This window comes from Lacicoccus kunmingensis DSM 17847 (assembly GCF_059568765.1).
Genome location: NZ_JCANUC010000002.1, coordinates 164,985 through 185,530, shown reverse-complemented (window position 1 = coordinate 185,530; position 20,546 = coordinate 164,985). Strand labels below are relative to the sequence as shown.

The 20,546-nt window shown below is 41.5% G+C and carries 18 protein-coding genes and 1 riboswitch; of the genes, 10 read left to right on the top strand and 8 right to left on the bottom strand.

Features of this window, described 5'->3' with window-relative positions; all coding sequences use genetic code 11:
- Nucleotides 1–7: 7 nt before the first annotated feature.
- Both BO48_RS03425 and pckA read right to left on the bottom strand, forming a co-directional pair.
- Complete coding sequence (locus BO48_RS03425; protein ID WP_496366042.1) at nt 8–1,828, bottom strand: oligopeptide ABC transporter substrate-binding protein; 1,821 nt, start codon at nt 1,826–1,828, stop codon at nt 8–10.
- A gap of 229 nt (nt 1,829–2,057) precedes the next feature.
- The gene (gene pckA / locus BO48_RS03420) at nt 2,058–3,632 is read right to left on the bottom strand and encodes a phosphoenolpyruvate carboxykinase (ATP) (RefSeq protein WP_496366041.1); all 1,575 of its coding nucleotides are present in this window, start codon (nt 3,630–3,632) and stop codon (nt 2,058–2,060) included.
- Between the two features lie 318 nt (nt 3,633–3,950).
- Here pckA and BO48_RS03415 point away from each other — a divergent pair, with 318 nt between their 5' ends.
- Together BO48_RS03415 and metK are read left to right on the top strand one after the other, a co-directional pair.
- Nucleotides 3,951–4,748 (top strand): Ltp family lipoprotein, encoded by a 798-nt coding sequence (locus BO48_RS03415; protein ID WP_496366040.1) that lies wholly within the window; start codon nt 3,951–3,953, stop codon nt 4,746–4,748.
- A gap of 76 nt (nt 4,749–4,824) precedes the next feature.
- A riboswitch (SAM riboswitch) is annotated at nt 4,825–4,927 on the top strand.
- A gap of 87 nt (nt 4,928–5,014) precedes the next feature.
- Nucleotides 5,015–6,196 (top strand): methionine adenosyltransferase, encoded by a 1,182-nt coding sequence (metK, locus tag BO48_RS03410; protein WP_496366039.1) that lies wholly within the window; start codon nt 5,015–5,017, stop codon nt 6,194–6,196.
- A 63-nt stretch (nt 6,197–6,259) separates the two neighbouring features.
- On the opposite strand, the gene BO48_RS03405 is transcribed toward metK, so the two are convergent.
- Nucleotides 6,260–6,502 (bottom strand): hypothetical protein, encoded by a 243-nt coding sequence (locus tag BO48_RS03405; RefSeq protein ID WP_496366038.1) that lies wholly within the window; start codon nt 6,500–6,502, stop codon nt 6,260–6,262.
- A gap of 360 nt (nt 6,503–6,862) precedes the next feature.
- Here BO48_RS03405 and BO48_RS03400 point away from each other — a divergent pair, with 360 nt between their 5' ends.
- Both BO48_RS03400 and BO48_RS03395 read left to right on the top strand, forming a co-directional pair.
- Nucleotides 6,863–7,768 carry a nuclease-related domain-containing protein gene (locus BO48_RS03400; protein ID WP_496366037.1) on the top strand — a complete coding sequence of 302 codons (906 nt, stop codon included), beginning with the start codon at nt 6,863–6,865 and terminating at the stop codon, nt 7,766–7,768.
- Between the two features lie 98 nt (nt 7,769–7,866).
- Nucleotides 7,867–9,276, top strand: coding sequence for an FAD/NAD(P)-binding protein (locus BO48_RS03395; protein ID WP_496366036.1), 1,410 nt, complete (start codon nt 7,867–7,869; stop codon nt 9,274–9,276).
- Nucleotides 9,277–9,324: 48 nt separating this feature from the next.
- Here the strand turns inward: BO48_RS03395 and BO48_RS03390 are convergent, their stop codons facing one another.
- Both BO48_RS03390 and BO48_RS03385 read right to left on the bottom strand, forming a co-directional pair.
- Nucleotides 9,325–10,311, bottom strand: coding sequence for a proline dehydrogenase family protein (locus tag BO48_RS03390; protein WP_496366035.1), 987 nt, complete (start codon nt 10,309–10,311; stop codon nt 9,325–9,327).
- A gap of 102 nt (nt 10,312–10,413) precedes the next feature.
- Complete coding sequence (locus BO48_RS03385) at nt 10,414–10,926, bottom strand: gamma carbonic anhydrase (RefSeq protein ID WP_496366034.1); 513 nt, start codon at nt 10,924–10,926, stop codon at nt 10,414–10,416.
- Between the two features lie 82 nt (nt 10,927–11,008).
- Here BO48_RS03385 and BO48_RS03380 point away from each other — a divergent pair, with 82 nt between their 5' ends.
- Complete coding sequence (locus BO48_RS03380) at nt 11,009–11,809, top strand: alpha/beta fold hydrolase (RefSeq protein WP_496366033.1); 801 nt, start codon at nt 11,009–11,011, stop codon at nt 11,807–11,809.
- Nucleotides 11,810–12,019: 210 nt separating this feature from the next.
- Here BO48_RS03380 and mnmM read toward each other — a convergent pair whose 3' ends face one another.
- Nucleotides 12,020–12,583 carry a tRNA 5-(aminomethyl)-2-thiouridylate-methyltransferase MnmM gene (gene mnmM, locus BO48_RS03375; protein ID WP_496366032.1) on the bottom strand — a complete coding sequence of 188 codons (564 nt, stop codon included), beginning with the start codon at nt 12,581–12,583 and terminating at the stop codon, nt 12,020–12,022.
- 103 nt (nt 12,584–12,686) lie between these two features.
- On the opposite strand from mnmM, the gene BO48_RS03370 reads away from it, so the two are divergent.
- The 4 genes from BO48_RS03370 to leuS all read left to right on the top strand — a co-directional run bounded on the left by BO48_RS03370 (nt 12,687) and on the right by leuS (nt 18,118).
- A complete protein-coding gene (locus BO48_RS03370; protein WP_496366147.1) occupies nt 12,687–13,457 on the top strand; it encodes an ABC transporter ATP-binding protein in 771 nt (256 codons plus the stop codon).
- A complete protein-coding gene (locus tag BO48_RS03365) occupies nt 13,417–14,967 on the top strand; it encodes a permease-like membrane multi-spanning protein (RefSeq protein WP_496366031.1) in 1,551 nt (516 codons plus the stop codon). Before BO48_RS03370 ends, BO48_RS03365 begins: the two co-directional genes overlap by 41 nt.
- A 4-nt stretch (nt 14,968–14,971) precedes the next feature.
- Complete coding sequence (locus BO48_RS03360; protein WP_496366030.1) at nt 14,972–15,436, top strand: methylated-DNA--[protein]-cysteine S-methyltransferase; 465 nt, start codon at nt 14,972–14,974, stop codon at nt 15,434–15,436.
- A gap of 267 nt (nt 15,437–15,703) precedes the next feature.
- Nucleotides 15,704–18,118 (top strand): leucine--tRNA ligase, encoded by a 2,415-nt coding sequence (gene leuS, locus BO48_RS03355; RefSeq protein ID WP_496366029.1) that lies wholly within the window; start codon nt 15,704–15,706, stop codon nt 18,116–18,118.
- 22 nt (nt 18,119–18,140) lie between these two features.
- On the opposite strand, the gene BO48_RS03350 is transcribed toward leuS, so the two are convergent.
- The gene (locus tag BO48_RS03350; protein ID WP_496366028.1) at nt 18,141–18,674 is read right to left on the bottom strand and encodes a DUF421 domain-containing protein; all 534 of its coding nucleotides are present in this window, start codon (nt 18,672–18,674) and stop codon (nt 18,141–18,143) included.
- Nucleotides 18,675–18,828: 154 nt separating this feature from the next.
- Between BO48_RS03350 and BO48_RS03345 the strand changes: the two genes are divergently transcribed.
- Nucleotides 18,829–19,155, top strand: a complete 327-nt coding sequence (locus BO48_RS03345; protein ID WP_496366027.1) for an antibiotic biosynthesis monooxygenase — start codon at nt 18,829–18,831, stop codon at nt 19,153–19,155.
- Nucleotides 19,156–19,274: 119 nt separating this feature from the next.
- Here BO48_RS03345 and BO48_RS03340 read toward each other — a convergent pair whose 3' ends face one another.
- Nucleotides 19,275–20,528 carry a BaiN/RdsA family NAD(P)/FAD-dependent oxidoreductase gene (locus BO48_RS03340; RefSeq protein ID WP_496366026.1) on the bottom strand — a complete coding sequence of 418 codons (1,254 nt, stop codon included), beginning with the start codon at nt 20,526–20,528 and terminating at the stop codon, nt 19,275–19,277.
- Nucleotides 20,529–20,546 lie beyond the last annotated feature (18 nt).

Sequence of the window (20,546 nt, the reverse complement as noted above, 5' to 3'; positions counted from 1 at the left end):
TTTATTCCTATTCACTGAATCCTACTCTGTATAAGTGTGTTTCCTCATCAAATCCTGTTTCTTCACTCCAATTCATTACATCCTCACTCACGGGTGTGACGTATGAGAAATTCAGCGTTGGTATCACCGGAATTTCTTCTATCATCAGTTCCTGCCACTCATCATAAATTTCAATCCGTCTATCTATATCCAGTGCTTCCTGTGAGTTACCCTGAGTCAAAAGTTCTGTACTTTCGTCTGATTCATAGCGTGTGTAATTGAATGGGGCATCGGCACCGTAGAACTGGTCAGGGTTTACGTCAGTACCGACATTCCATGATGCTTCGTAAATATCGATATCTGAATCGTCGTTTTCCACCATATCATAAAAAGTGTTGAATTCTGTCAACCGGTTATCGACAAGTCTGACATGGAGGCCTACAGCTCTCCAGGACTGCATCAAATAGTTTGCAAATGGTTCTGCGACATCACCGCCTGACATTGCAAGATAGCTGATTTCAAGCGGTTCTCCGTCAGGTGTCTCCCTGAATCCGTCATCGTCTATGTCTTCATAGCCGGCTTCATCCAAAATACGGTTTGCTTCATCAGGATCGTATTCTGGAACATCAAGATCATCTTTATGGAATCCTTTGTGAACAGGTGACATTACTGAAGATGCTTTCCAAGCAAGTCCGTTGAAGAAATTTTCTCCCATGGCATCAAGTTCAATCGCATGCCACATGGCACGTCTGAGATTGACATCTCCCATTTTCATCTCATCCGGTTTATAATCCACCTGTCCATTTTCTTCATCCCATTCTCCGAGTTTGAAACCGATGTATCCATAAGAGTTCTGAAGCTGCATCAGCCATTCGACACCTTCCATGTCATGTACATCAGGAAATTGTGTTGAAGGAAATGAGGCAGCGACATCAATTTCACCACTTTCCATCGCATTGGCAATGGAGGAGGGCGGAATCACACTGACTTCCATACCGTCAAGCTGTGGTTCACCTCTCCAGTAATCTTCAAATTTGGTCAGTGATATCGTTTCTCCTGTCACGATTGAATCCACTTTATACGGTCCGAGACCGATTGGATTTTTCCTTGTTTCAGGTGCTGAAGCCATATCTTCAATATCGACACCTTCATAGTGGTGTTCCGGGAAAGCATAAAACCAGAAACCACCCGAAGTGAGGGATGGTGCAAGTTCCTTATATGTAAACACAGCGGTGTCATCATCAATCACTTCTATTCCTGAGATTTCATCCGCGTCACCGGATTTATATTCGTCATATCCTTCAATAAGAGTGAACCCGTCTGTTGTTCCTCTTACACCGTCATAATCAGGATGACCTATTACTTCGTACGAAGCGACATAATCCTGGATGGTCAAAGGCTCTCCATCATGCCAGTATACGTCTTCGGCAACGGTGAAGGTTACAGTGCTGTCTTCTTCATTCATATCAAAATGAATCGCACCTTCATTTGTAAATTGCATATTTTCATCTGAAGTGAACACTGATTCATCAAAGAACCCAAGCATAGTCATGTCTGGTGTACCAGTATAAAAATTATAATTCAGCGTACCTTCAAAAGGTGTACTGGATGAATAACCGATATTGAGTGTACCTTCACCTGTGGGATCCCCGGTATTCGACACAGTCTGCGGAAAGTCCTCATAGTCAAACAGTTCATTCCCATCCGATTCATCGTTTTCTACAGTCTCATCGTCAGCGGCGGCATTATCACCAGTCTCAGGCTCAGGCGGATCGTCACCACATGCTGTAAGAAGCAGGCTCATTGTAAAAAATAAAAGCAGCATTCTAATACTGAATCCTTGTTTCATGTAATTCTCCCCTTGTTTTGAAATCGCTTTCATATAAATGTTATCACAAAATCATGTAAAGTACACTATTATTTCAAATTTTCTAATAATTTTAAAGAGATAAAAATAGGGGGTGAAAGCTTATAAGACTTTGATATCTTATTGGAGAATCCTATTTCTGGGCAGTAAGAAAGGAAAACCTTCCATTTAAATAAGATTAAATGGAAGGTTGATTGTAATTATTAAACTATTAGAATCCGCCTTTTTGAGCAATCTCTGCAGATTGTTCACCGAACTTACTAAAGTTTTCCTTGAACAGCTCTTTCAGGTTATTCGCCTTCTCATCATAACCGTCTTTATCGAGCCATGTGTTTTTAGGCATCAGCAGGTCATCAGGTACACCTGTCACGGAAACTGGAACATTCAGTCCGAATGTATCATCCTTTTCAAATTCACCAAGCTCCAATTCACCGCTGATTGCACGACGGATCATCGTTCGTGTATGTGTCAGGTCCATGCGTTTGCCGACACCGTATCCGCCGCCGGTCCACCCTGTATTAACAAGGTAAACGTTGACATCATGCTTATCAATCAGACGGCCGAGCATTTTAGCGTATACCGTTGCATCCAATGGAAGGAACGGTGAACCGAAACATGAAGAGAATACAGGCTGCGGTTCTGTAACGCCTCTTTCCGTACCGGCAAGCTTCGATGTAAAGCCGCTCAGGAAGTGGTACATGGACTGGTCCTTGTCCAATTTACTGATTGGCGGAAGAACGCCGAACGCATCTGCTGTAAGGAATACAATCGTTTTAGGGTGTCCTGCCACTGAAGGAATACGTGCATTATCAATATGATGAAGCGGGTAGGCAGCACGAGTGTTTTCAGTGAGTGATTTATCTTCGTAGTCAGGTGTACCTTCTTCATCCAGAACGACGTTCTCAAGTACTGTTCCAAATTTAATGGCACTGAAGATTTCAGGCTCCTTCTCTGAAGATAAATCAATCGTTTTCGCATAGCATCCGCCTTCGATGTTAAAAACACCATCATCGTTCCAGCCGTGCTCATCATCACCGATAAGGTCACGGTGCGGATCTGCTGATAAAGTTGTTTTTCCTGTACCTGACAGACCGAAGAATAAAGCAACGTCTTTATTTTCGCCGACGTTTGCGGAACAGTGCATGCTCATTACACCTTTTTCAGGCAGCAGGTAGTTCATAATGGAGAAAATGGACTTCTTCATTTCTCCCGCATATTCTGTACCGCCGATTAAAATGACTCCTTTTTTCAGTGAAACGATGACAAATGCCTCGGAGTTCGTTCCGTCAACTGCAGGATCAGCTTTAAATGTAGGTGCGGATACGATAGTGAACTGCGGGTCAATGCCAAGCGCCTCTTTTTTAGTTTCCGGGCGGATGAACAGGTTTTGAACGAAAAGATTGTGCCAGCTGAACTCATTGACAACCTGCAAGTCCAGGCGTGTGGATTCGTCAGCGCCGGCATAACCTTTGAACACAAAGGTCTCATCTTTAGAATTTAAATGATCAATCACTTTTTCAAAAAGATTATCAAAGATCTCTTCTGAAATCGGCTGATTTACATCGCTCCAGTGAATTTTATGACTGGATACGTTATCTTCCACTATGAAGCGGTCTTTTGGACTGCGTCCTGTGTATTTGCCGGTTTCTGCTCTTAGAGCGCCTGTATCTGTCAGAGCGCCTTCTCCTCTTCTAAGTGAAGCCGTAACAAGCTGTGGAGCAGAAAGCTGTACTTCTGTTGTATCTTTGGATACTAAATTTGAGATTAAATCGGAATGGTTGACCATTTGAATGCCTCCAGGGATTTATTTTAATGTACTAATTGCAAATAGTATAACACATTAAGAAATAAGGTAACACATTAAATCAATACAATTTTACTTTAATATAATGATACTATCTGATTTTTAAAATGTTAAGGTCCGTCTTTGTTAAACGGGTTAATTTACACATTAAAAATCATCATGAAAAACCGGAAGTTACCCCGATTATAAACGATTCATATATCAAATGTGAAATATTATCAAAATTGTAGTCTATTATCTTATGTTTACATGAAAATCATATATAATCATATGTAAATATATAGAAGGGGAGTAAGTATAATGAAGAGACTATTGGTTGCTGTTATTTTTACTTTAGTGCTGGTTGTCGGTGCGTGCGGCGGAGAAGAGGAATCTGATGCTGTGTCATCAGATGAATTATCGGAACAAGTTTCACAGCTTGAATCCGATAAAGAGCAACTGGAAGAAGAAGTTAATTATTTAAAGGAAGAAAATGGGGCATTAGAGTCACAAAAAAGCAATGGAGATGTTGCAGAGGAACTCGAACTGGAAATAGAAAGTATGAAGGAAGAAAATGAGGCCTTGCAATCTGAAATTGAAACGCTGGAAGAGGAAAACAATGAGGTCAAAAATGAGAATGAAGATTTGAACAATCAGGTTTCAGACATGGAGAAAGAACTGTCCTCCATTGAAACGGAATCTGAAGAACAGACAGCGGAAGCAGATACCGCTGAAGAAAATATTGATGAGGAAGAAGGTACTGCAAAAGAGGATGTTAATGAAGCAGAGGCGGATACTGCTGACAATGGGGACATCCCGAGAGAGTGGGAGCTGGCACTGGATAGTGCCTACACATATGCAGAAATCATGTCGATGTCTAAAGCAGGAATCTACGACCAGCTTGTTTCCGAGTATGGAGAAAACTTCCCGCCTGAAGCGGCGCAATATGCAGTGGATAATATAGAGTGGGATTGGAAGGCCAATGCACTTGAATCTGCAGAGACCTACCGAGATATGATGAGTATGTCGAACGCCGCGGTTTATGATCAGCTGGTGTCCGAATATGGTGAGCAATTTACAGCTGAAGAAGCACAGTATGCGGTCGATAATCTGGATTAAGAGGGAAAAGGCTGAAACTCAGTCATTAACATCTTGAATTGTCACCGGGAGTCTAGTATATTTAAATTTAAGTTATCTCTTATCTTGAGTTGGTGGAGGGACCAAACCCGTCGAAGCCCAGCAACCTCTTTTATTAAAGAAAGGTGCTAAAGAATGCAGATTATTCTGAGCGATAAGGGGAAGAGCGAAGCCTTTTCTCTATGTCAGAGAGAAGGCTTTATTTTGTTTTAAGAGATAGCAAATAACTTAAAGGAGATATATAAAGAATGAGTGAGAAGAATTTATTTACATCAGAGTCGGTGACAGAAGGACATCCAGATAAAATCGCAGACCAGATTTCAGACGCCATCCTGGATGAAATCATCAAACAGGATGAAGATGCACGCGTTGCCTGTGAAACTGTAGTGAATACAGGACTTGCAATGATTGTCGGTGAAATCAGCACAGAAACTTATGTAGACATCCCTAAAATTGTCAGAGAAACGGTTAAAGGCATCGGCTACATCGATGCAAAATACGGTTATGATTATAAAACAATGTCCGTCTTGACCGGAATAGATGAACAATCTGAAGATATTGCAGTCGGGGTGGATAATGCTATAGAGACGAGAACAACAGATGAAATTACAACAGGTGCAGGGGACCAGGGATTGATGTTCGGTTTTGCTTCCAACGAAACACCTGAATTAATGCCTCTGCCGATATCACTTGCGCATAAACTGTCACGCCGTCTTTCGGAAGTCAGAAAAAATGATACGTTGAATTATTTGAGACCTGACGGTAAAACACAGGTCACTGTTGAATATGATGAGAATAATAAAGTGAAGAGGGTGGATACTATAGTCGTTTCCACCCAGCACAGCGAAGACGTCTCTACACAACAGATTTACGATGATCTGCTTGAACATGTGATTGAAGCGGTTGTACCGGCAGAACTGCTGGATGCGGAGACGAGATACTTCATTAACCCGACGGGGCGTTTTGTCATTGGCGGACCTCAGGGTGATGCAGGTTTGACAGGCAGAAAAATCATAGTTGATACTTACGGCGGCTATGCAAGACACGGTGGCGGTGCATTCAGCGGTAAAGATCCGACTAAAGTGGACCGTTCCGCTGCATATGCTGCGAGATATATCGCAAAAAACATCGTTGCAAGCGGCATTTCGGATAAATGTGAAATTCAGCTCGCCTATGCGATCGGTGTCAGCCAGCCCGTTTCAATTTCTGTGGACACATTCGGAACATCAGAAGTTGAAGAACACAAGGTAGTAGAGGCCATCAGAGAATTATTCGACCTGTCTCCGGACGGTATTATCAAAATGCTGGATTTAAAGCGTCCGATTTATAAAGACACAGCAAGCTACGGACACTTTGGACGTGAAGATATCAACCTGCCTTGGGAAGCATTGGATAAGGTGGATCAGATTAAAACATTTTTAAATCGATAAAATCAGACAAAAATAAACCCGGAGCAATTGCTCCGGGTTTTGTTATTAAATTGGGGTTGAAAGTTACGCTCCTGCGTCGTCTTCCTCTTCTTCTTCATCATCTGCTGGATCCTCTTCCATTGCTGGATCCTCTTCTTCTTCCTCTTCTTCTTCGTCAGCAGCTGGATCTTCCATTGCTGGATCTTCAGCGCCTTCTTCCATTGCCGGATCTTCTGCTGCTGGATCTTCTTCTGTTTCGCCGCCGCATGCACCAAGTACCATTACGGATGCAAGGCCGCCTGCTAATAGATATTTTTTCAGTTCCATAGTAAAAGCCTCCTAAATTTAATTTCCTAATATAATATTAATGGGTAACACCTGCTAACGCTTTATATCTATCTAGCAAGTTACACTTACCTTACCCATATGTGTGTCATTAAAACATATATACTTAAAAATTTTAAACGATAAGGCATAAATATAAGAAATAAAAAAGTGTAAATATTTACTCGATAAGGATGGGATGCTGTCTAGTCAGGGGGTTGTGCTTTGCCGTTGATTATAAATACTTAAAGGGAAAATTTTGCTGAAATTAATTTTTCTTTTTCATCGATAACTTTTCACAGTCTTGTTATAATATTAAAGGAGAAAGATATCGAAAATACAAACGGAATAGGAGATATGCGTATGAACACAGATATTTTTACAAATCCGATTTTTATAGCTGTAGCAGCTGTATTATTAATTCTGGTTATTGTATTTCTAGTGTATTATTTTAGACATCGTAATGATGTCAAAAAAGTTGAAAACTCATATAATGAAGAGAAACAAAGCCTGATTGATAAATATGAGAATGAACGGGAAGAGGAACATCTCACTCATAAGAAGGAAGTTTCGTCTCTCAATGAAAAATATCATAATGATACTAATCTACTGAACAATAAGCTTTCCAGCTTACATCAGTTCACTGTCGATAAGGGAGAGTATTTAACAGATCTGGCTTTGATTCAACTCAAGGAAAAGCTTGTCGATGAAGGAAAAATTCGTGATTCTGATATGTTGATATTGTCGAATGTATATCTTCCAAGCCGTAACTTTACAAATACCAGAAAAATTGATCATTTAGTACTGACACGAACGGGTATGTACCTGATCGACTCGAAATACTGGAGCGGTCATATACTTCACGGTATTAACGAAAATAATTTTGAAGAACTGCCATATATCGAATCTTTCTTCGAACTGTTAAACTTGGATAAGACACAGGAACAGACACTTATATTCGATAAGTCTGATTCTGAAAATATCTCAGTAAACCACTACAATCCGATTATTGATGAGACAAAATTATCTGCGGAGAAATTGAAGAATATACTGAAGTTACAATATGATGTTGTGCCTCTTATATATTTCAATCCTAAAGATGGCGGAAATTACTCCATTGCCAACTATTCAGATGATAATATCAAAGTACTGGTCGGCAAAGATGAACTGGAAGAGTTTTTCCTGAAATATATTTTCCACGGCAGATTCCAGTACACGGTCAAAGACCTGGCTGAAATCGAAGATGCTATTTTGACACTTAACCCTTAGACTTATACTTTGTAGATTCATTTTTATGACCCTATACTTAATGTATGGGGTTTTATTTTATAAAAATCCAGCACTGGAAGAATATCGGAGGCGGAGTAATGAAGAAGAGAATAGCGATTATTGGCGGGGGGATCGGCGGCAATGCCATCTTGCACCATGTGGTCAGCCACCCCGAATTTGATGCATCACTCAGAATTGATATTTTCGATTCAAATGAGCGTATGGGCCGCGGGAAACCGTATATCGATGACAGTGAAGTGCTGCTGCTGAATATTCCCTCAGAGGAAATGTCGATTACTAATGCGCCATACAGTTTTATCGAATGGCTGAAGTCTGAGAATATACCTGTTCATAATTACAATTCACGGAAGCATTTTGGTGATTATGCAGCGGATATGCTCAGAAGGACTGCAGGAATGCATTCCAATGTACAGTTGATAAATGATAAAGTGACAGACGTTGTATATAATGAAGCGATTGAAAGCTATGCAGTCACATCCGAATATAAGACAGAGGAATATGATGCTGTGTTCCTGACCGTTGGGCAGTTAAGCTATGGTGATCCTTATCAGTTGAAAGGAATTCAGAATTATTTTCATAACCCTTATCCACTGAATCATAATCTTAGAGAAATTGATGATTCGGTCGGGGTGATCGGTACCGGTCTTTCCGCCATCGATTGTGTCAGATACTTGATAATGGAGCAGTCGATTGATGGTGTCCGCCTTTTTTCAAGAAGCGGTGATATGCCGTCAGTCAGAGGGACGAGTTATAATCTGAAAATACAATATTTCACTGAAGAAGCGGTGGATGCTTACATAGAAAATGACCTGATTTCCCTTGATAAGATTATAGAACTGTTCAGGAAGGAAATGTCGGCACAGGGTGTGGATGAAAAGCTGTTCTACCGCCATCCTGAAAGTACACTGGATGATTTGAAATATGACATCCATCATGTTGATGAGGTCGGAAAGCTCCAATATTTGATTATTGCAGTAAATCCGTTGTTCAGCAGAGTATTCCCGTATTTTTCTAAATCGGATAAACGCAGATTTATGAAAGAGATTCATCCACTGATTGATAAAAATTATTCTCCGATGCCGCTCGAGGTCGCCCGTCAGCTCGTAGAGTGGGCTGAAGCGGGCAGGGTGGTCATCATCGACGGCATAGAAAAAGTGGAAGCGGACGCACAATTTGAAGTGATGACTGAAAGTAATGAATCGTTCAAAGTGGATTATTTAATCAATGCAACCGGCCCTTTGAAAGATATCAATAAAGAATCAGCGCCTTTAATAGTGAATCTGGTGGACCGGATGTTGATAGCATCGAGCGGACTTGGCGGTTTAATCGTGGATAAAGAACATAGAGTAATCAGTCCAAGATACGGGACTCTTAGACATATGTATGCAATCGGGCATTTGACTTTCAGTTCAGATTACATGTCGAACACGGTAAATATTTTAGTGAAAAACACAAAGTTAATGGTTGATAGTATTATGGAGAATTAATTAAAAACCCCCTCCCGTCCGGAATGAGCCGGGCAGGAGGGGATAATTTTATTTCTTGAACAGCTGATAAGCACCAATCAAGACAGCTGCACCGGCGGCAATTGCAGTGCCGGCCTGGAAACGTTTGTCTTTTGTGATGCCTTTGATAACAAGGTTGAGGTTTTGAGGACGTTCAGCGAGACGTCTCATGAAGTATGCGTACCAGTCGTAGCCGAATGGCACATATACAACAGTATTATAACCGCGTTGAACCAGATTTCTCTGATAGTCTTTTCTGAATCCGTATAACATCTGGAATTCAAATTGATCATTCGGAATATTGTTTTCCTTGATGAAATCAATCGTTTCTTCAATTATATTATGGTCGTGGGTTGCGATGGAAGTGAATCCTTTGCCTTCGAGTAAATGTGTTTTTATTAATCTTAAATATGCAGCATCGATATCTCTTTTATCCTGAAAAGCAACTTCCGGTACTTCTTTGTATGCGCCTTTTACAAGACGAAGTCTTTGGTCTTTATACTTGATGACATCTTCTCTTGAGCTGAATAAGTATGACTGAATGACAGTCCCGACATTATCGAACTCTTCCAATACTGTGTCAATCAGACGGATTGTATCGTCATATGCAGCATAGTTTTCCATATCGATATTGACGAACATATTTGCCTGCTTTGCCACGGTCAATATTTCACGTGTGTTTTCAAGACAGAAATCATGATCGATATGCAGTCCTATTTGAGATAATTTTACCGATGCATGCGCATCCAGGTTATTCTCGTCGATTGCTTTGATCATTTCGATGATATTGCCTTTTTCCCATAGTGCATCGGATTTCTCTGTGATGAATTCACCGAGGTTATCAAATGTGACACTCATACCCTGATTGTTAATGTCTTTAATACGCTCGATTGTATCTTCCACTTTAATACCGCCGACTACTTTATCGGCGCCAAATCTCAAGCCTATTTTTTTAGTAGTGTCATTTAAAATTTTGTTCTCTGAAAGATGTATGAAAATATCTCTTAATACTGGCATAAAACCTCTCCTACTCTAATAATATTCAACATTTATATTGTACCCTTTTATATAAAAGGTGGACAATCACTTTTAGAAAATTATGGATATAATTTGAATTTTTTAGTTGTTATCATTTTTATAATGAGGAATGTGATTCGTATAAGTGTTATTAATTCTTTTCATTTCTTTAATATCCTCTTCCGTTAAGTCTCTTACCACTTTTGCCGGTCTTCCAAACGCAAGGGCCTTCGGCGGTATTTTCGTGCCGGGTGTGACCAGGCTGCCTGCACCGATAAAAGCACCTTCACCAATCTCGGCACCGTCTAAAATTGTCGAATCCATTCCTATCAATGCATTATTTCTGATTGTACAGCTGTGCAGCGTCACTTTATGCCCGACAGTTACATAGTCCTCTATAATAAGAGGCATGTCAGGTGTTTCATGTAAAATCGACAAGTCCTGTATATTGCTATGTTTACCAATTTTAATGGGTGCAATATCTCCGCGTAGAACACTGCCGAACCATACTGATGCATACTCATCAATGGTTACATCTCCTATGACAGTCGCATTCGGCGCTACAAAAGCGCTTTCATGTATCTCTGGCGTAATTCCCTTGTAATCCAGTTTCATTTTCACTATCCTTTCTCAATTTTGTTGTTATAATAATTGTATCATAGAGAATTACAAAAGGATTGAAGGAGACTTGCCTTAAATGTGGAAATGGGAAACGGAATATGAGCCAAAAGGGGTCGTTGTGGTCATTCACGATATGCTCGAACACCATGAGTATTACAACGGTTTAATCAGTCAGTTAAGAAGTTCAAGTTATCATGTCATCACCGGTGACCTTCCTGGACACGGTCAGACGACAAGAGTGCACAAAGGGCATATTACCGACTTCTATCAGTATGTGGACAGAGTGATGGAATGGTTTGAGATGTCAAAAGAATACCATTTGCCGACTTTCGTCATCGGCCAGGGACTGGGCGGACTGATTGCGCTTGAATTGATTAAACAGCATAATATAAATATAGACGGGGTCATTCTGTTGAACCCGCTGCTGTCGTTCAAGCAGTCATTCATGAACAGAAAGAATACGTTGATGACAAGTGTAAGGACGACCAGTGACGAGACAAAGTTTAACCCGGGAATCAAAATGAAGTATTTCACTTCAGATAAAAACTATCTTGAACGTTATGAAAATGATGAATTACTCGTAAAGAAAGTGAGTTATCACTGGTATAAGACCGTCATCAACCAGATGAAAACGACAACAGAAAATATAGATGAACTTCCTGATGTCCCGGTCTTATCCATTTTCAGCAATGAAAATGAAATCATAGAACCTTTCATCTCTTCAAACTATATTAAAAAGTTAATGAGTAAAGAACTCCAGGTCATCATGCTGGACAGTGAAGATCACAGTGTATTTCAGCGGGAAGACACCGAAATACCGTACTATTATCTGGAAAAGTTTTTTGATTCACAACTTTTCAGAATCGGTTTATTATAAAATTATGGGCATGTAATCCAATCTGATGTGGGCAGCCCCTTTGAGTCAGAACATGGATTCAGAAATGGCATGGGAGTTTGAATCTGCAGAAATCAGTGAGTAATTCTGACTAAAAAGTGATTGAAGGTACATAATGGAACATTAAAATCAGAATTCATATAACACAAATAATTATATTTATGATAGAAATAAAGAGCTCATGCTGCCGGCTTACGATTCGGCAGTATGAGCTTTTTCTATACAGAATATGAATGGGGCATTGTTTTGCTGGTTGATAAAGCGGTATTCGAGCACTTTCGCTTTGTCCTGGGGCAGATCGGATAAGAAATCGTACAGCGCATCTTTTTCCTCTTTGCCGTTTGGATGCCCGTGATAGACGACAATCACGATTCTGCCGCCGGGGACGAGTGAACCAAAAATCCGGGAGACCGCTTTTAAAGTGGATTCACTTTTGGTCGTAATGGATTTATCGCCCTTGGGCAGGTAACCGAGGTTGAACATTGCCGCCTTCACATTGCTGCTTATGTAGTTTTCGGCATTGGCATGAGAATCTTGTATGAATTGTATGTTGGTCAAGCCCCGAGTCAGTTTTTTTGCATTATTAATTGCCTCTTCCTGAATATCAAAGCTGTACACTTTCCCGGAAGGCCCTGTGAGTGCTGCCAAGAATTTAGTGTCATGACCGTTGCCGCACGTAGCATCTATCAAATTATCATTTTCTACTGTGATTTCTTCTATCAGGGATTTTGCCTTCGGCAGAATTCTTTTAAGCATAATGGTGCACCTCTTCTTTATAAAAGAATTTTACCATATGCATTGTGAATTGGACACAAGGGATATATCATTTTATATAATAGGTTAGGAGTTGAACGTGAATATGATTGAAGTGCACAATTTGACGAAAACATACGGCTATAAACATGCGGTACGCGATTTGAGTTTCAAAGTGAATGAGGGTGAACTGTTTGCCTTTTTAGGACCGAACGGTTCCGGTAAATCGACGACGATAAAAATGCTGATGGGTCTTACTGAGAAATCTTCCGGTGATATTGAAATACTCGGGCAACAGCCGGGTGTAAACAGTGTTTCACTAAAAAGGGAATTGAGTTTTGTTCCGGATACGCCGGATATCATGGGGAAACTGACAGGCAAGGAATATCTGGATTTTGTGGCGAGCGTCTATCAAATCTCTCAGGAAAATTATGAGGACAAATCTAAAGAGTTGCTGGAACTGTTCGATTTAAGCGGCGCGCTCGGTACATTGGTTGAGGAATATTCCCACGGGATGCGTCAGAAGCTTGTAATTACCGGTGCTCTGATGCATGAGCCAAAAGTCATTTTCATGGATGAACCGAACGTCGGGCTTGATCCGAAGAGTAACCGCAATTTGAAAAGCTATTTAAAGAAATATGTGGATGACGGCAATACGGTCTTTTTAACGACACATACACTCGGGCTCGCAGAAGAGATTGCCGATCGGATATTGATTATTTATGAAGGGGAAGAAAAAGCGACAGGCACACTGTCCGAGCTGAGAACAAAAAGCGGTCTTGTATCCGGTTCACTTGAAGATGTCTTTTTAGCGCTGACCGGGGAGGAGGAAGTGAATGTTTCCGATTCTGAAAGTCGAGATTCAATCGGCGGTTAATTATTTAAAAAATTTACGCACCCAGACGATTGTATCTCTGGTCATCATCGCTTTATTCGCAGTGATGTTTCTGCCGTTAATCATCATCACTATGTTTAATTTTCTGTTATTGGCAGAAGAGAGCATTCTTTCATCCATAATGGTGATGATATCTGTGCTCATCATGATTATACTGTCGCTGATCACCGTCAACCGGATAGTAAAAGATATGTTCATGAATGAAAACATGCAGTTATATCTTACTTTTCCGGTCAAAGCAGTCGAACTGCTGCGGGCGAAATTCATCCTGCAGCTGTTTACGGGCATCCTGCCGGTCACAATACCGATCAGTCTGATTGTCGGCGCAGCATTCACTTTCAGATATTCGAGCATTTTACCGCTGGTATCAGCAATCTTATATTTCATGTTGCTCAGTATACTGACACTCGGACTAAGCTACATCATTGTATTCCTGGTGACAAAAGTTGCGAGTCCTAAGAAAGTATCGGAGATATTGACGTTTATCGGCGGTTTTGCGGCAGTTCTGCCGTATCTTATCATTACGTTTGGCGTCGTCAATATTGAAACGGTAATCAAGTATTTGCCGAATCCTGCATGGTTATATGAGGGCTTTATTTACAATGTGAATCTGCTGGAATTTACCGTATTTACATTATTAAGTATTATTTTATCCATCATCATTTTTGTGAGTCTGACACAGGTGGTTAAAAATGGATTTTTAAAAGGATGGATCACCACTTCAGGGCGCAGCAGGAAAGCAGGCAGTACGTCCCTCGACGTCAATTCTGTCAAAGGTGCACTGTTGCAAAAAGATATTAAAATGACATTGAGAGACTTTAAGGAATGGGCGGCAGTTTTACCGCAATACTTCATTCCGTTTGTCGTTTATTTTGTGGCATATAATCCGGTGGCGCCTGAAGGGGCGGTACAGATGAGCATGGAAGGTGCAGTCATCTCTGTATCGATTACAGGGACGGTCATCATTTCAATATTCGTTTCAGCTTCAAATACCGCAAGGGATGCGAGGCATCATGCCATGATGCGGTCCTTGCCGGTGGAAGCGGGGGATCTGGTCGCCTCTAAATTCATCTATAATTTCATTACAATTGTTCCGGTATATATTTTGATGTCCCTGGTTGTTTTTGTAATTACTGATATTTCCGTACTCGGACTCATCTACAGTTTTTCTTTCATTATAATTACTGCGCTCGCGGTCATTCCGATCGGCATGTGGTTCGGTGCGAAATACCCGGTGGTCAACCCCAACAAGCCGACTGAACGGATGGATACAGGTGCCTCCATCATTATGACGATCATGATTTTAATTTTAATATTTACAACCGGTCTGATGTCGAATATTTTCATTGGTGCAGATGGTGAAATAAATCATCAGATGACTGGTATAATGATAGTGGTGATGTTAATAATCAGTACGGTCGTTTATTTTATAATGACGAAAATGCTCAGAAACATTTATGACAGAGGATTTAAAATTGTCTATAAGGGGTGATAAAATGACAGTTGTTTATAAGGAATTTCCGGTCGGCTGGCTGAAGATAGTCAGTGATGAGGGAGAGATCGTCGGCATCGATCATGTGAGTGAGCCTGGAGAAAGTGATGATCATACAGAGGTGATTGATACGTGTATAGAGCAGCTGAATGAATATTTCGGCGGCGGACGGAGCGATTTCACAGTGCCGATCAACTTCAGGTACAGTGGAACGAAGTTCCAGCAGAAAGTCTGGAGTGAACTGTGGAAAATCCCTTACGGGCAGACAATCAGCTATAAAGAACTCGCTGTCAGATGCGGCGGTGCGAATTATTCAAGGGCCGTCGCCAATGCGAATGGTAAAAATCCGGTTTCAATCATTGTCCCGTGCCACAGAGTCATTTCAAGTGACGGCACTTTAGGCGGTTATACCGGCGGGTTGGATAAAAAGTCGAAATTACTGACGATTGAAGGGCTGCAATTAATATAAATGATTTTATACACTTGCTAATATTTAAAAAATAACATATATTAGTACTTGTACAGAAGTAGTAATGTGAAGCTGTTTCAAGAGAACCGGTGGCGGTGGAAACCGGTAACAGCGGGCCATGAACTTGTCTGTATTCAATGAATTGAATACTTTTGAGATGCACTTTTAAAGTGAATGCGGGTGGTACCGCGGTCATATAGATCGTCCCATGTTTTATTAAACATGGGATTTTTATATACTTTTTTACATATAAATAGGAGGGTCCAAATGGCTTATAAGCACAGAGAGATTGAGAAAAAATGGCAGGAATTTTGGGAAGAAAATAAAACGTTCAAAACAGAAGAAGAATACGACAAGAAGAAGTTTTATGCACTGGATATGTTCCCGTATCCTTCAGGGGCCGGACTCCATGTCGGACACCCGGAAGGTTATACTGCGACAGATATCGTCTCCCGCATGAAGCGCATGCAGGGTTATAACGTCCTGCATCCGATGGGTTGGGATGCTTTCGGCCTGCCGGCGGAGCAGTATGCGATTGATACAGGAAATGATATACGTGAATTTAACGAAAAGAATATCGATAATTTCCGCAGACAGATCAAAGAACTCGGTTTCAGCTATGACTGGGACCGTGAAATCGATACGACAGACCCTCATTATTTCAAATGGACACAGTGGATTTTCATCCAGCTGTACAATAAAGGACTTGCTTATATCGACGAAGTACCTGTGAACTGGTGTGAGGCACTGGGCACAGTACTTGCGAATGAAGAAGTCATCGATGGTCTGTCAGAGCGCGGCGGACACCCGGTTGTCAGAAAGCCGATGCGCCAGTGGGTACTGAAAATCACGGAATATGCCGACCGTCTGCTCGAAGATCTTGAAGATCTGGACTGGCCGGAATCTCTTAAAGATATGCAGCGTAACTGGATTGGAAAATCCGAAGGTGCGAATATCGATTTCAAAATTGAAGGTACGGATAAAGAGTTCACAGCATTTACAACACGTCCGGACACAATTTACGGCGCGACATATGCCGTATTCGCACCGGAGCATGAACTTGTGGATGAAATCACGACAGCAGAACAAAAAGAAACAATCAAAGCTTATCAGGATAAAGCGGCGATGAAGAGCGAACTGGAACGTACCGATCTTGCGAAAGAAAAAACAGGTGCCTTTACAGGTGCATATGCAGTCAACCCGTTCAACGGTGAAAAAATGCCAATCTGGATTTCTGATTACGTTCTTGCATCATACGGAACAGGTGCAATCATGGCCGTGCCTGCACACGACCAGCGTGACTATGAGTTCGCGAAGGCATTCGATCTGCCGATCGTTGAAGTGATCGAAGGCGGAGATATTGAAGAAGAAGCTTATACAGGCGACGGCACGCATGTGAATTCTGGTAAACTCGATGGTCTCGGCACCGAAGAAGCGATTGAAAAGTCGCTCGAGATTCTGAACGAGAACAATTTCGGAAGAAAAGAAACGACATATAAACTCCGTGACTGGCTGTTCTCACGCCAGCGTTACTGGGGCGAGCCGATTCCAGTCATCCACTGGGAGGACGGTACAATGTCAACAGTGCCTGAAGACGAGCTTCCTTTGGAACTGCCTTATATGGATGAAATAAAACCGTCCGGCACAGGAGAATCACCACTTGCGAATAATTCCGAGTGGATAGAAGTTGTGAGAGAAGACGGAGTCAAGGGACGCCGTGAGACGAACACGATGCCTCAGTGGGCAGGCAGCTGCTGGTATTACCTGAGATTTATCGATCCTCACAATGATGAAGCATTGGCAGACGCTGAAAAACTGAAACACTGGCTGCCGGTTGACCTGTACATCGGCGGGGCAGAGCATGCGGTACTGCACCTGCTGTATGCACGCTTCTGGCACAAAGTACTTTATGATATCGGCGTTGTGCACACGAAAGAGCCGTTCCAGAAATTGTTCAACCAGGGCATGATTCTCGGTGAAGGCAATGAGAAAATGAGTAAATCAAAAGGGAATGTCATCAACCCGGATGATATCGTTTATTCACATGGTGCAGACACTTTGAGACTGTATGAAATGTTCATGGGGCCGCTTGATGCTTCAATCGCATGGAGCGCGACAGGACTCGATGGTTCAAGACGTTTCCTCGACCGTGTATGGAGACTCATCATCAATGAAGAGACCGGCGAAGTACAGAGTAAGATTGTCGATAAGGATACACCGGACCTCGATAAGGTCTACCATGAAACAGTGAAGAAGATTTCCGATGATTATGAGACGCTTGATTTTAACACTGCAATTTCCCAGATGATGGTATTTGTCAATGAGTGTAATAAGCAGGACGAAATCTCCAAAACATATATTGGAAACTTCGTTAAAATGCTTTCACCGATTGTACCGCATTTAGCGGAAGAGCTGTGGGAAAGAATCGGTCATGAAGGTACGATCACTTACGAAGAATGGCCGGCATTTGATGAAAGTAAACTGATTGAAGAAGAAGTTGAAATCGTCATCCAGGTCAACGGTAAAGTACGTGAGAAGATGAATGTACCGACAGATGCATCAAAAGAAGATCTGGAGCGTATCGCAATCGAATCTGACAAAGTTCAGGAAGTCATCCACGATAAGACTGTAAGAAAAGTCATTGCTGTACCTGGCAAATTGATTAATATAGTAGCAAACTAAGAAAAAAGTAAGGTCTCTGACCTTACTTTTTTACGTTCTTCATAATATCAAATTCACGATTCTCTGAATCTTTGTCACTTTGAGGTATGACGGATATGCTGCCTTCAGATTCCAAAATGACAGCTTTTACATTTTCCAGGTTGGCCGTCCCACTGGCACGTACGGCCTGATGAATCTCAGTTTTGTTCAGCCTTTCCTTTTTCAGATTTTCTTTTAAAAATTGATTATTGTAGTAGAGTAACTTTGGTTCGGATTTGATAACTTTATTAAATTTATCACTGTAGATGGTTAACTTGGTAATGATAAACTGCATGATGATCAATATTAAATAGGCTGTAATGCCCTGAATCAGTGAAACATCTTTCGTCAGAATAATACTCGCTAAAATCGAACCGAGTGCAACGGTCACGATAAAGTCAAAAGCATTCATCTGAGATAAAGTGCGCTTGCCGCTCATCCGTATAATGACCACCAGAGCAATGTAGGCGAGCAGGCCGACAATGATTGTACGGAGAATCATGTCGGAGTCACCGATGAACATATCTTGAAAAGACAAATTAAGGCTCCTTTCCTGATAAAATATACTATTATATAAATTCCTTTACAGGTGTACAGTTAAACCTTTTAGAATTTCGTAACTTTTCTCATGAAGATTAGTGGGGAGATTATGATATTGTTTTATATAGAACCTTTACGAAAGGATGATTGAAATGATTAAAGTAGTGAATGCATTAAGCATTAAAAAAGGCCGGATTGATGAAGTGGCGGCAAAGTTCCAGGAACCGAAGGCTGTGCATACTTTTGAAGGCTTCGAACTGATGGAAGTATTGAAGAATGAAAAACTTGAAGATCACGATGAATTGCTGATCTCAACAAACTGGAAAGATCATGCGTCTTTTGAAACATGGAGAAAAAGCCGTAAAAATCAAAAAGCACACAATGCAAAATCAGGAGAAGAGAAACCGGCGGATAACCCGATTATCGACAATGAAATACGCATTTATGAAATTGAACACCAGCATCATCCGGCAGAATAATTGAAGCACCCCGTCATTCAAAGTGAGTGACGGGGTTTTGTTGTAAATGTTCAGTTATATGCTGCGTTGCTATAAGTAGCATGCTTTTTTACACCAGTTATGGCGTAGTCAGCATGACGTCACTTCATTCCTGCACTGTGTCCGGCAACGAAACCTGTCACAAGCGCGCTTGTGATATTATAGCCACCGGTGTAGCCGTGAATATCGAGCACTTCTCCGGCAAAAAAAAGACCTTCGACCATCCGGCTTTCCATCGTCTGGGGAGTAATCTCTTTCAAGTTGACTCCGCCGCCGGTAACGAAAGCTTTTTCAATGGACTGGGTGCCGTCGACTTTGAAAGTGAAACCTTTCAGGAACGCAACAATCTTCTGCTTATCTTCATTTTTAAGGTGATGGCTGTTGGCATCGCCATCAATGCCGTTAAACTCAATCAGGAATTCTGCGAGGCGGTCCTGGATCATCCCTTTAAGGATATTTCTGATGGATTTATTCGGACTATCCTTTAAAAGTGCATCGAGCTCCTGCTGCAGCGCACCTTTTTTAACATCCGGGTAAAAATCAATCATCATGGAAATATCTTTACGTTTCTGGTTTTTCTGCTCTTTAAATATAAACTGACTGCATCTGAGTGCGGCCGGGCCTGAAACGCCGAAGTGGGTAAATATCATATCCATCTGATGTGTTATTCGCGGCTTACCGTTCTTTCTGAGAACGGATAAAGCGACATTGCTGAGACTGAGTCCTTTTAAATTGCCTTCTTTAATAAAGGGCTCGGAGGACGTGATAGGGACCTCGGTCGGGAATAATTCTGTAATATTATGGCCGGCTTCCGTCGCAAATCTGTGGCCGTCTCCGGTGGATCCTGTGTTGGGTACGCTTTTTCCGCCGGTGGTAACAATCACATTGGAAGCCTTTATCATTTCGCCGTCATTCAGACGTACGCCGGTGACTGACTCATCGCCGGTTAAGATTTTTTCTACTATAGTACTGTACCGGATGGTCACATTGTTCTCATCCAGTTCTTTTAAAAAGACATTCAATACATCCATTGCCTTGTTGGTCACAGGAAACATCCGGCCGTGATCCTCTTCTTTTAAATTGACACCGCGTGTCTGGACGAAGTCAATGATGCTTTCATTGTCGAAAGTGCTGAAAGGGCCGTAAAGGAACTTGCCGTTGCCAGGGATATGGCTGATGATCTCTTCGTAGGGCAGACGGTTCGTCACGTTGCAGCGCCCGCCGCCTGAAATCAGCAGTTTTTGTCCAAGCTTTTTATTTTTCTCGATAAGTAATACTTTTTTGCCGTATTTTGAGGCTGCATAGCTTGCCATGAGGCCGCTGACGCCACCGCCTACAACGATTATGTCAAACATAGATTTGCTCCTTTTGGT